Source organism: Chryseobacterium phocaeense (genome assembly GCF_900169075.1).
GTDB classification, from domain to species: Bacteria; Bacteroidota; Bacteroidia; order Flavobacteriales; family Weeksellaceae; genus Chryseobacterium; species Chryseobacterium phocaeense.
Genome location: NZ_LT827015.1, coordinates 460,891 through 474,472, shown reverse-complemented (window position 1 = coordinate 474,472; position 13,582 = coordinate 460,891). Strand labels below are relative to the sequence as shown.

The 13,582-nt window shown below is 34.1% G+C and carries 7 protein-coding genes and 2 tRNA genes; 7 read left to right on the top strand and 2 right to left on the bottom strand.

From position 1 onward, the window contains the following. Positions 1 to 309: 309 nt before the first annotated feature. Positions 310 to 2,826, bottom strand: a complete 2,517-nt coding sequence (locus tag B7E04_RS08940) for a T9SS type A sorting domain-containing protein (RefSeq protein ID WP_165439422.1) — start codon at positions 2,824 to 2,826, stop codon at positions 310 to 312. A gap of 665 nt (positions 2,827 to 3,491) precedes the next feature. Between B7E04_RS08940 and B7E04_RS08935 the strand changes: the two genes are divergently transcribed. The 5 genes from B7E04_RS08935 to B7E04_RS08915 all read left to right on the top strand — a co-directional run bounded on the left by B7E04_RS08935 (position 3,492) and on the right by B7E04_RS08915 (position 6,860). Continuing rightward, a complete protein-coding gene (locus B7E04_RS08935) occupies positions 3,492 to 4,769 on the top strand; it encodes an erythromycin esterase family protein (protein ID WP_080778332.1) in 1,278 nt (425 codons plus the stop codon). Beyond that, on the top strand, positions 4,766 to 5,671 hold the full coding sequence (locus tag B7E04_RS08930) for an ABC transporter ATP-binding protein (RefSeq protein ID WP_080778331.1): 906 nt from the start codon (positions 4,766 to 4,768) through the stop codon (positions 5,669 to 5,671). Before B7E04_RS08935 ends, B7E04_RS08930 begins: the two co-directional genes overlap by 4 nt. After that, positions 5,664 to 6,434, top strand: a complete 771-nt coding sequence (locus B7E04_RS08925) for an ABC transporter permease (RefSeq protein ID WP_080778330.1) — start codon at positions 5,664 to 5,666, stop codon at positions 6,432 to 6,434. The genes B7E04_RS08930 and B7E04_RS08925 overlap by 8 nt, the downstream gene beginning before the upstream one ends. A gap of 245 nt (positions 6,435 to 6,679) precedes the next feature. Continuing rightward, a tRNA-Pro gene (locus B7E04_RS08920) sits at positions 6,680 to 6,754 on the top strand. 32 nt (positions 6,755 to 6,786) lie between these two features. Then, positions 6,787 to 6,860 (top strand) — tRNA-Arg (locus B7E04_RS08915). 424 nt (positions 6,861 to 7,284) lie between these two features. Here the strand turns inward: B7E04_RS08915 and B7E04_RS08910 are convergent. Then, positions 7,285 to 8,862, bottom strand: a complete 1,578-nt coding sequence (locus tag B7E04_RS08910; protein ID WP_080778329.1) for a recombinase family protein — start codon at positions 8,860 to 8,862, stop codon at positions 7,285 to 7,287. Between the two features lie 389 nt (positions 8,863 to 9,251). Here B7E04_RS08910 and B7E04_RS08905 point away from each other — a divergent pair, with 389 nt between their 5' ends. Then, positions 9,252 to 10,112 carry a Hachiman antiphage defense system protein HamA gene (locus B7E04_RS08905; protein WP_080778328.1) on the top strand — a complete coding sequence of 287 codons (861 nt, stop codon included), beginning with the start codon at positions 9,252 to 9,254 and terminating at the stop codon, positions 10,110 to 10,112. Beyond that, positions 10,109 to 13,495, top strand: coding sequence for a DEAD/DEAH box helicase (locus B7E04_RS08900; RefSeq protein WP_080778327.1), 3,387 nt, complete (start codon positions 10,109 to 10,111; stop codon positions 13,493 to 13,495). Before B7E04_RS08905 ends, B7E04_RS08900 begins: the two co-directional genes overlap by 4 nt. Positions 13,496 to 13,582 lie beyond the last annotated feature (87 nt).

The following is a 13,582-nucleotide window of genomic DNA, read 5'->3' as shown; positions in this document are numbered from 1 at the left end:
CAGATATGTGAAGTCTTTTTTGTTTTATAACCATCTCAGAAAAACTAACCTGGATAAGGCATAGTTTTTATTCCTGATCCATGATTTTCTATAGATAAGCAAAATCGTTTGAACATTATCTGCATAAAGGACGAGAAAAGCATTGATTACAGTACTTTCCATGGTAATTACATAAAAAATAGCCCTGACTAAGAGTCAGGGCTAAATTTTTAAGAAGAGCAGCTATATATTCCAGTGCAACAATTAAATCTTTTTGAGCTCCCGGAATAGAATTAATCTCTCTTACTCTACTTTTACATTATTACTTTTCTATCTTTTGATAACTTTTACCGTTTTTACTATGTTGCCGGCAGCATTTACTTTTACCATATAGATACCTGAGGTTAAATTAGAAAAATCTACCTTTCCCTTACTATCGTTGATAACTTTAACAAGAACCTCTTGTCCGGCTGCATTGTAAACCAGTACGGACATGATATTTTTATCAAACGAAACATTAAGATAATCCTGCACCGGATTCGGGAAAACCTTTAGATTATCAGAAGCTACTGATATTTCTTCTACGTCCAAATTACTTACAGGACATACAAGCTGGATAAATGTAAGTTTTTGAACATTAGTGCCATCACCAATTTGACCGTGGTTATTGGAGCCTGATGCTCTCAAGAGCCCATCATTATTTAAAGATAAAGTATGCCATCCCCCTGTAGAAATTACCATATGAGAATTGGTTCCTAAGCTCACCCAATTTGAAGAGCTTGTAGAAGTATTGTTACCAAACGATCCTGTGGTATTATTTCCACAGGCAATCACAGTTCCGGATGTAGTTATGGCAATAGTATTAAAACCACCTGTAATAACTTTTTGAATTCCATCGGCTGCTAAAAAGGGGATTGATCTGCTAATGGCCGTTCCATCCGCTAACTGTCCGGATCCGTTATATCCCCAAGTGTAAAGAAGGCCATTTGCTTTTCTGGCTACAGTATGTGAATCTCCGGTGGATACCTCTGCCCAGTTGGTATCAGTTCCTATCTGTTTAGGCAAAATACGCTGAGTAAGAGTGCCATCGCCTAACTGCCCATGACCATTATACCCCCAGGCCCAAAGGGTTCCGTCTGTCTTTATTGCTACAGAATAGTAATTACCTGCGGCAATACTTTTCCAATTGGTTGCCGTTCCTATTTGAATAGGCACGAGTTTTTCGGTAGTTGTCCCATCTCCCAGGCCTCCGTTTATGTTCATTCCCCACGCCCAAAGACTTCCGTTTGATTTTAAACCTAAATTATGACTGTCTCCAACTGAAATATCTTCCCAGTCAGTAGCCGTCCCTATTTTTGTGGGGATTGTTCTGTTAGTGGTGGTTCCGTCTCCTAAAAACCCAAACTGATTATATCCCCAGGCCCAAAGTGTTCCATCTGTTTTAATAGCAACACTATATTTCTCAGCTGCAAAAACTTTTTTCCAATCTGCAGCTGTCCCTATCTGAACCGGGTTATTTCTGTTATTATTAGTTCCATCACCCAATTGACCATTGCTATTATTACCCCAGGCCCAAAGGGTTCCATCCGTTTTTATACCTAATGAATGAAAAGTGCCTGCACTTACAGTTTTCCAACAGCCAGTCTGGTTAGAAAGCGTTGTAAAAGACCCTCCCGGAGCCCAGATACTTTGACTGGAGATGCAATTTGCAGCAACCCACCAATAATACGTTGTGTTAGGTAGTAAATTGGCAAGATCTGCAGTGGTAGAAGCAGTAGCAGTAGCCGAGCCTGTCATGGTCGGACTGGTGCTGTAAACATAATTATACCCACCATTAGGTGCTGATGTTGAAGGCTGCCAGTTAAGAGTAGCTGATGTAGAAGTAATATTAGAAGGATACATCTGAGTTGGAGGATTACAAACTGCCGTGCCTGGCGCCATTTTTACCAGACCAAGCTGCAATGTTCCCAGCCAGATAGTTCCTGAAGATCCTGTTCTTACTGCACTAAAGTAATCATCAGGTAAACCAAAATTTGTATTTGCTTTAGTATAGGTCGTACAGTTTGTAAAATTCTGTAACCCTGCACCGTTAAATCCGATCCATACTTTACTATTACTGTCAACATCTAATGCATTTGGATTGTATCCTGCAAGACAGGAATTATTTTGATCATTGAACGCAATATTAGTTCCACCTGTTGTTAAAGTAATTAAACTATCAGAGCCTTTTACATAAATGGTGTTGTTTGCTATTCTCAATATTTTTTCAGTTCCCTGTGCTATAAAGTCAAAATCAGTACCATTAAATTTGTATAACACTCCCCCATTTGTAACCCAAACACCATTATTACTATCAGTTGCAACTGAGTTCATATTCGATACTGAGTTATACGTTGTCCAGCTGGTACCATTGAATTTGGTAAGTCCCGCAGATGTTATTACCCAAAGATTATTTTGTCCGTCAACTGCGATGTCGATGATTTCATTACTGGGAAGTCCCGAATTGGAGGATGTATAATTAATCCAAGTTGTGCCGTTATAAAGGATGATCCCGTTAAACTGAGACGCGATCCACTTTCTGTTCTGACCATCAATTTCAATTTTTAAAATTGCATTAGATGCAATACCGGAGTTCGTCGTATTATAGTTGGTAAAAGTAGTTCCGTTAAAAGTAGAAATACCGTTGTAAGTAGCCAACCATAATAGTCCATTGGGATCCGTTTTAATGTCAGCAATATAATCACTTCCTATTGCAGAATTGGACGTATTGTACGTGGTATAACTATATGTTTGCGCAAATACGGAAAGTGAGATAAAAATTAATAGTAAAAAATAAAATTTTTTCATGGTTTTAAATAAAATAATTCTTTTCATAGTTAAGTTTAATAATAATTTTCTTATTCGTTTAGTTTTTCGGTTCAGATGCTTTTATATGGTTTATTAATTCCATAAAAATTCTGCTTCAAAATTGACTTTGTTATATCAGTTTATACAAAGCCTTATCTTTTGAAGAAATCTGCTGGATTGATGGTGGTTTTAATTGTTGGAAACAATCAGTTTGGTGGGATAATAAAATTCTGGGTAGTTGTTTTCATGGTATAATTAGTTTTTTATTAAACAACATGAAAACACATTTCTTTTTCATGTTACGTTTTACAAAAATATATCTTTCCTGCGGATCTTCAAATAATCAACTAAAAATTATCTATTTGTGGTATTTTTTATTATTATTTTGAAAATTTAATTTATAATTTTCACAACCAGATCTCGGAGTAACTTACGTTTTGTCATTCAAAAAACTGAAAGAAGGATTAATCAATAAGCTTTTAACATCCGATTGGATTCAGCAATTAAAAAACAGCCCTATTCTTAATGAACCCTTATGACAATTCGTCATTTTCTTTTCATTGGTATTATTTTCGTCATTTATGTAAATAATTCACACCAAAGAGTAACAATTATTATTAATAACACACCTATCATAAGAAACACAATATCACAAATAAATTAATATGAAGAAAATATTCTACGCTTTTATTATTTCTGTGATCGCAGCTTTTGTTCTGAACAAACTGGTCTTTGAGGATGTTCCAGAAAAAGACAAACAGAAATTACTTACCGAAGTCCGGCTTTATAAGCATCCGGTTAAAAGTATTTCTATGGACTATCCCGACAACAGTGATCTTAAGGTACTGGATACGATCCTGAAAGACAACAGGGTTTTGATGCTGGGAGAAAATACCCACTATGACGGCGCTACTTCCCAAGCCAAAAGCAGACTGATCAGATACCTTCATGAAGACCTGAATTACAATGTCGTACTGTACGAAGCGGGCAGGTATGACACCTGGATTATGAATGAAGAGATGAATCATCACAGCATGAAGATTCCGGCAGATTCTATCGGAGGCCTCGGGCTGTACTGGTTCTGGGAAGCAACCAAGGAATCCAGACCTTTGATCAGCTATTATCAAAAAACAAAAACCTCAGGTGCTCCCATTGAAGTCGGGGGCTTTGACATCCAGCTTACAGGGAGCAATCTTTACAGAAAGCGTGCTCGGCTTTTGAAAGATTTTTTAAATAAAAACAAGATCGATCTGAACAGCTTTCCGGTGTTCAGCAAAGGCATCAATCATCTGGAAGATCTGATACACAAAAAGCAGGCTGATAAGGTTCTTAAGGGAAATCAGAAAAAATTCATTCAGGAGATCGCCCGCCTCGAACAGGTGATTTTAAAACTGGAGAAAACGCCGGAAAACAAAATGTATGCTCTGTATTTTAATGATATGCAGAATTACTTCATTAAATCATGGAAGTACAAAGCCCGATCTATGCCGAGTATGCAGTTCCGTGACTCGCTGATGGCCAGAAACCTTATCCATCAGATTGATTCTGTTTACAAAGACAGGAAGATCATTGTATGGTGCGCCAACATCCATACGTTTGCAGAGCGATATGATAAAAACTATCTCCCATTGGGAGCCTATATCAGGAACAAATATGGTAAAGCATCCTATATGATTAATTTTTCTTCGTATGCTAAAAAGAACTCCAAACGCAGTATTGGTGATAAGCCCGGCAAATTTGCCATTGAAAATGTATTCCATGACACAAAAACACCCTATTTTTTTATCGACCTGAGAAATATTCCTGAAAGCTCACCACTGAAAAAAGAATTCGTATCCACAATCAATCAGGGAATAGATCAGAAAAAGACATGGAGCCATTTTATTGACGGAATCTTCTATATAGACATTAATACCGAACACACCCTATTACAAAAGAAATGATGGAAAGTATCAGCACCAAAGACCTGAGCTACTCAATTGGCTCAAAGACAATTTTGAACAATATCAGCCTGAATGTTCCGGAAGGCAGTATTTATGGCTACCTGGGAAGAAACGGAGCCGGAAAATCCACCACCATAAAACTTCTTCTGGGACTCCTGGAAGAAAACGGAGATCAGATTTTTATTCAGAATAAAAGCCTGAAACAAAACAGAACGGAAATTCTCTCTTCCACGGGAAACCTTATTGAAGCTCCCTGCTTTTATACCAAACTGACCGTTTTTGAAAATTTAAAATACCTGGATATTATCTACGGAAAGGGAAGTAAAAGAATTGATGAAGTCCTTGAGCTTGTAGATCTTCATAAAGAGAAAAAGAAAAAGGCAAGCGCACTTTCTATGGGTATGAAGCAGCGCCTGGGAATCGCGATGGCCATCTTCCATGATCCGAAGCTCCTGATCCTGGATGAACCTTTAAACGGTCTGGATCCTCAGGGAATTTTTGAAATGAGAAAGCTTTTCCAGAACCTGAATGAGCAGGGAAAAACGATTTTTCTTTCAAGCCATATTTTAAGCGAGCTGGAAAAAACAGCTTCCCATATAGGAATTATTGAAGGCGGGAAAATGGTTTTCCAGGGCACAAAAAACGAGCTTCTGAGCCGGGTTGAAAAAGATGTCATCCTGAAGGTCAGTAATAGTGAAAAAGCAGTCTCTCTTTTACAGGAAACTTTTTCCATCTCTCAAAATGAGCCGGGTAAAATTTCAATAACCACCCGGGATGAAAAGGAATTCAATACGGTCCTGACCACAATTATCCAAAACGGTATTGAAATTTATGACATTGAATCCCAAAGCACGAATCTTGAGCAGATTTTTATTAACCTAATCTCTAAAAGCCATGACTAATACCTTCTACAAAGCATTTTCATCCGAACAGTACAAACTCTCGAAAAACCGGGAAATTTTTGGAATCCTTCTGATGCCTATCCTGGTTATTTTAGCCGTTGATTTTTATCTCGTCTATGATGTAATCAGGTCCGGAAGTTCAGAAGGAGAAGGCAATCCCTGGAAAATGATACTGGGCAGACAAGTTTTTATGTTTTTTTACATGCTGTATCCTATTCTTGTTTCGCTTTTTGTTCATGCCTGCTGTGATGTGGAATACCGGAATAATAATTATAAGATCCTGTTTACCATCCCGGTTTCAAAATCGAAAATATATGTTTCCAAGGTCTTATTTATCCTGATTACGGTTTTGTTCTCTCTGCTGCTCTCCTACATTACTTTTCTGGCAAGCGGCTATGTTCTGGGAATTATATTTCCTGGAATAGGCTTTCAGAATTATGATTTCAGGGAAGTGCTATTTTATGTTTTCCTGAAGTTTTCCATCACCCTTCTTGCGATTTCCATGGTGCAGCTGGCCTTAAGTCTGATATTTAAAAACTTCATCTACCCTATCGGGTTCAGTATGTTTATGCTTCTGTTCTCAGGAATTGTAAAAGACAAGGCATTCTCTGATTTTTTAGTGTATACCGGAGGCTACAAATCTTACGAAAATTTATTATTTGAAAATATTGCTTTTGAAAGACTTGATTACTGCAATATAGCTGCTGTATTTATTTTTGCGGTGCTGAGCTCTTATTTGTTTGTCAGGAAAAAAGGCGGCTAATTTTTTTCAAATCGAATTAATCGGTTTAAAATCCAAAACACCAAGTCCTATTTACGCATAAAATACTGATATAGAATAAATAATATCTGTCAGTTGAGAAAAACCGGCATCCTCAATGTTCATCATTGTTTGGTGTGACTCAATAATATTTTAATATTTTTTCAAATTTCTCTTTTTTATTTAAAAAAAGTTCCTATCTTTGCACTCGCTAAAACGAAGTAACATTCGCTTAGATGACCACCAATCGGGGCGTAGCGTAGTCCGGTCATCGCGCCTGGTTTGGGACCAGGAGGTCGCAGGTTCGAATCCTGCCGCCCCGACTGTTTTAGTAATTTTCTCAAAATTATTGAATGGGTGCGTAGCTCAGCTGGATAGAGCATCTGCCTTCTAAGCAGACGGTCAAAGGTTCGAATCCTTTCGCGCTCACTTAATGACACCATTAGGACAATTTAGGCCAAATGGTGTCATTTTATTTATAAATACTTGTTATTCAGTCTATTTAGAGTATTTTTCACTCTTTTACCTTATTTTCTAAAGCAAAAAATTTTTCTTAAAAAACCAATATTTTATCTTTTTAAACGATTTTTCGATTAAAGCTCCATATTATTGCTACGAACCTGACAGGATTCGAACCTTTTCAAGAAAAATAAACAACTGAAAATCAACCATATATTAAAATCATTTTTTTCCTGTGGTACAAAAGGTTCGAAAAGTCAAGCCCATCAAGTTATCTATACAGGATCTCGAACACTTCAAACGCCTCGCAAAAACTTGTTTTTCAGCGTTTTATATAAATATAATTTAAAATATCAGCTTTACTCTGAAAAATCAAAAACTAATCAATAAATTTTTAGATATTTTTTAAGTTTTGTTCATACCCTAAAAAATATAATTCTTTAAAAAATTCAACTATTGCTTGCTCTGTCTGCTGACCATGGATTTCTTTTATTTTCGAAGCTGAAGCAGTTAATCCAAATATAGTCTTAACACTTTCTGATAGCATTTTTTCAATATTCCCTTCTATTACTTTTACTTTCTCCGGAAAAAACAACCTGATAATTCTCTGTTTGGTTATAGTATCTGAATTTTCATAAAACTCTCCTAAGTGGTTAATTATGTAATCAGTTCCCTTTTCTGTATGTTTTTCAGCCACTATTTTTAAAGCCTGCTGTCTCAATTTATCAGTATTATCTTTTAAAGATTCCTGACAACGACTTCTTATTAGTATATAATCATCATAGTCAATATTCCCATTTGAAAATAGCTTTTGCGCATTGAATCCCCTATCAATCAATTTTTCCATTTCTTTCTTTATCTCCTCTTTTTTCTGAATATAATCATGATGTTCTTCACCATAAATTTCCTTTGAAATACTATAGGCAAGTTCTAAAAATGGTTCTACCACTCTATTATTCTTAAGGAATGAAAGAAAACTCAGATTGATAACGTCAGCTCTTACCCGGTATGAACAACGTCCCATACAGTGGTAATAATAATATTTTTTAGTATGTCCCCGCGATCCACTTCCTGTAAGCGTATTTCCACAATTAGGACATTGTAGGACACCTCTAAAAATTAAATTTTCATTAGCTATCCTTTTTGAAGTTAATTTTTTAGGATGATTTAAATCTGCGTCTTTTATTATTCTTTGAACATGATCAAATAAAACGACAGGTATAAGACGCTCATGAGTACCCTCAACAATTTTTTCAGGTTTATCTTCAAATGCCGGAATTTTTATTTTACCACAATAAATAGGATTTCTTACCAACCGATAAAAAGCACTTCTACTACAATTAAGCCCATTTGATACCGCATCCTTGTATATTTCAGTTAAACAATATTTATTTTGTCTCACTATAGCTGTAAAAGCCTCACGGATAATATATGCTTCCGGTTCGTAGAGGGCTATATATTTTTTTCCATCAGATGTGGTTTTATTTCTATATCCTAGAGGAGCTTTGTTGATCCATCTTCCTTCCAGTCTTGCTTTTTGCATTCCCAAACGCACATTACGGCTTCTTTTATCGTTTTCTACTTCAGAAGTAGCCCAGTACATTGCCAACATAATTTTGCTTTCCGGAATTGAGAAGTCTATCTGCTGTTCAATTGCCTGAATAGAAACTTTCATATTCTGCAATCTTTCTAACATCTTGTAAGCGTCCATAATATTGCGGCTGAATCGATCCCAATAAGTAAAGAGAATAAGTGAAGATTGATTTTTAATGAGCTTAAGTTCAGCGAACAGTTTGTTCCATTCTGGCCGGTTAAATGTTTTCGCAGAATAGTCTTCGAAAATAGTTTTGGCAACAATGAGATTGTGATCTTTACAATAGTGCACAAGCCGATCCAACTGGCTGCGTTGGGAATATCCTTTTACAGCCTGTTCATCGGTACTGACTCGTATGTACAGATAAACGGCTTGCATGGTATAGGTGTTAATTAAGTCATAGTATTTAAAAACTCTTATATATTAAACGAAAAACAGAATAATTTATTTGACGAGTTTATATACATCTTTAACAAATAGCTTTTACACTCCAATCTTATTCTATTTTACTAGATAATAGCATGAATTTATATTTATTTTAGAATCATTGCAGTAATTTGAAAAGGATTAAAATAGTGGATTTGTACCATTTTGAAAAGGATGGCTCGCACCCTATTAAATATCAACACCTTCACGATCTCTATAACTTTTTAAAATATTTATGAAAGGTTAGAAATTTCCATATTAATTGAAATTTTTGTCAAATAAAAAGAACTTATTTTCAGATAGTTTTTATAAATTCACAAATAACATAAAACTAACCTATCATGCCGACTGAACAAGAGAAATTAATAGGATCTCATCCAGTAACTCCCAATTTTTTTGCAAATTGGCTCAAAAGTGAAGACTCTAAAATCTTAGCTACAAAGCCTAATAAGAAACATCGTAAACTTGCAGAATTACCTAGCAAAAGAAAAGTCGCAATTGAACAAATTGCCGAGTGGATAATTGAACACCACGTTGATGGAAAAAAAATTAAAAGGATGCAGAGTCGAAAGGCTGAAATTATGGCTAAATATGGAATAAAAATGGAGGATTACATAGACAATCAAAATTTCTTTCCAAGGATCGAAAATACAAAAAGTGGGAATGCTACTGAAATAATTCTATCTAGATATTTACAAGAATCTGCTGGGGTACAAATATTAGCGTATAAACTAACATATAATCCTAATGTCGATCAATCTATGAAAGGAGATGATTGCTTATTATTTGACACTAAAAATATAACCAGTAGAATTATTGTCGGCGAAGCTAAATATCGAGCAAAACCGAGTAAACAAACTGTATCTAATATGGTTAAAAATTTGGAAAATAGTAAAAGACTACCAATATCATTACCTTTTATATCTACACATTTGACATCTATTGGAAATGAAGATTTAGCTTCTCAAATTGATGATTTAAATTTTGAAGTAAGCAAGGGCAGAATCCCCATTATTAATGTGGGTCTTTTATTAAGTACCCTAGGAAATTCAAAAACAACAGATTCAGGAATATGTGTTGAAGAAAATCTAGATTCAACAAATCCCAACCTTGTTGTATTATCTTTAGGTGTTGATAAACCTTTGGAAATAATAACTGAAGCATTTAAACTAGCAAGAGCTAAATTAATTTCACAAATATGAATGTTGAGAAAGCAATTGAATTGTTCAATCGAATGGACAAGGATTCTTATGCACAGAATTTATTTGCAAGGGCAAATGCTCGCTATATCCTTTTCGGAGTAAATGAAGATAAAGCAAATTTCCCTTCCTCTCTAGAATCAAATCTTAATGCAGGTTCTGACTATTTAGCATTTTCTTATCTTTCCATAGCATGTACACTTGCCGAAGCTGATTATTTCACAGAAATAACAAAAGAATCTTTTGAAAAAGGTGCCGAAATTATAGAATATAATCATCTATATACCACAAATAGAAATGGTAGTAGTAAATATTATTTATTAATTGGAGCATTAGCATACTATTCTTCGTTTCAATATTCCAAAGCCTTTATATTAATGAAAGAGGCAAGCAGTTTTGAAACGGATATTACACTTCTTATTAGCAGTTTTCTCAAAAAAGATTTCCTTACTGTATTTGACCAATTAAACAATATTTTACTTGATCAAGAAATATATTTAAAAATTGACGAAGAAAATTTTTTAGATAAAGTGTATACTCCACATATCGTTATTTTTGCAAAAGCTGTAAGCAATTTAATGGATTATTTATATACCGGATCTGAATCAAGTTTGGAAAAATCTATAACAATTCTAAATGATCTCATGGAACTACTTATGATTGATGGTGAACCCTCAATGTGGTGGCTTACAAGACTATTCAAAATTATTACCAAAGGATTCAATAAAAGTTCTTTATGGGCAAATATTCCTCCTTTGTTACCATATACGTCTAATAGTATAATTCAAAAATATATTTCCAATTTAATTTTTAGTCAAAAAAAGGTTATAGAATTATTTACTGTTCAACGTTCTGCTTTGGAATTAATAAAATTAGATAAAGGAGGTGTGATTAGTTTACCGACGAGTAGTGGTAAAACCCAAGTAGCTATTTTAGCAATTTTGAAAGCATTGACTGAAAATGATGAAATTAAAGTTCTATATATTGCACCATATCGTTCTTTAGCTTTTGAAATTGAAACTTCATTAAAAGATGCTTTTGATATTTTAAATTTTGAAGTATCTCAATTATATGGGAGTGCTCAATTTGGAGAATTAGACAAAATGCTTACCGAAAACGCTAATATTCTAATTGCTACTCCCGAAAAGGCAAAAGTAATTTTACGAGCAAATATAGAAATTACCAACATGATTAAATATGTTGTGATTGATGAAGGGCATCTCTTAGATACTACTGAGCGTAATGTAAAAAATGAATTGTTTATAGAAGAGCTTAAAGTTCACGTAAAAAGTAATGAAGGAAAAATTTACTTATTATCCGCTGTATTACCCAATACAGAAGACATAGCAGAATGGATAACAGATGATCCTAATCTAGCTATTTTAGAAAAAGAAAGAGTTGCAAGGCAAAGATTAGGCATTTTAAGATATCGAAATAATAGTGTTTCATTGGAATGGATGGGTGATGAAAAAAGCTTTAATCCAAATTTTATTAGGCCTTTTACTCCTGAAAGAAAAAAAGCACTTACGCAACCTGCTGATAAATCAATTGGAGTTGGAATGACTTCTTTAAAATTAAGTGAACAGAAAAAAACTGTATTAATTTTTACAGCCAGGGCCAGAAGCGTATACAAATATGCAGAAGCAGTATTAAAATCAATCAAGCTATTATATGGTAAACTAGAAGAATTTCAATGGAAAGATGACCGCTCCTGGGCGGAACTCAAGTTACTATGTTCTGAATATGAATCAAGTAGTAATAAAAAGCTAATAAAATATGCTAAATATGGTATACTTTGTCATCATGGAGGATTAAATAAAGATGTAAGAAATGTATTAGAAAGGTTAATGAAAAATGGTAGTCCAAGAATTATTATAGCAACAATAACCTTAGGACAGGGAGTGAATCTCGGTGTTTCTACTATTGTTCTAGCTGATATTAATTTTTATAACCAAGATACTAAAAAATGGAAATGGTTAACAAAAAATGAAGTATGGAATGTGATAGGTCGCGCAGGAAGGGCATTTCAAGATGTAGAAGGAAAAGTTCTTTTTGTTACCGAAAACAAAGATGATGAAGAAATAGCGCAATCTTATATGGAAGATGTCACAGAAAATGTCACGAGTGGTTTACTTCTTAAAATTATCCAGTTAAAAAAAATTGCTAAAAGTTGTAAAATTGATTTCCCATATTTACTTGAGCTGATCGCGGAAAACAATTTTTCTGATCTAAAAAAATTTAAATTAACCTCTAATCAACGTCGTGTAGATATAGAATTCCATGAAGTTTTAGATTGGATTGATGACACCCTTTTGGCACTAAATAATATTTCAGAAGAAAAAGACAAAAGTTTGGATGATATTTTTCGTGAAACGTTAGCCTATATTCAAGCGCAACACTTAAAATCTATTACCCAAGAAGAAGTTTTAGAATTTTTGGAAACAAGGAGTAATGCAATAAATCTAATGATACCCGATTCTACGGTAAGAAAACAACTATCCATCTCAAGTTTACCTTTATCATGCGCTCAAATTCTAGACGAAATGTTTGATGAGATTTTAGATTTAGGTAATGATGTTTTGAAAAATGGATTAACTCTAAATTCAAAGGTAGTATTACTTTCTAAAATAGAAAGGATAATTAGGAATTTTCCAACATCAGCCTTTCATCCAAAAATTGATCATAAAGGAGAACTAGTTTATTCCCTGAATTTCATTGATGAATCACTCATGCTTTGGATTTCTGGAGATTCCTTATCAAAAAGTACTGATGAGAGGAAAATAGTGAAAATTACTAATCAATATTTTTCATATACCTTATCTTGGGTTTTAGGATCAATTGCAAGTAAGTGTCGCCTTATGGATTATGAAGACATGGCTATCTTATATGAAGAACTAGCCGTTTCATGCGAATTAGGACTTCCTCATATTTTGGCCGGAAAAATTTATTTGTCCGGCGTCAGATCGAGAATAGCAGTTTTAGAAATTCTTAATTCTGATATTTTTCTTTTTATCGAGACTGAAAATATGTCTATTCAAGATGTGAGAAATCTTATTTATGATCATTTGGAAGAATTAATTAAAGATTGTAATAATGAAATAACTAAAAAATGGTTACAATTTATTGCTAACGACAGAAGCAAGAAAAAAATAAATAAAAGAGATAAGTTTAGCAATTTTACTTTACCAAATCATTCAAATTTAGAAACTAAGAGACTCTATGTAAAAAGTTTAAATGATGAAAATTTTTACCTAACAAGTCCAGACTATACAGAATCAATAGAAATAGAAATTTCAGATAAATGGCCTTTTCATCGATATTCAAATAGACTGGATCGTTTTTTTGAGTTTAAAGATGAAGTTTGGAAACTTAAAAATTCTATATAATTGAGAAGTCATAAAAACAGACGAATTTCGGATGATCTGAAAGCTCCACTAACGACAATAAATGTCTTGTTCTGAAAAAACTTTCCA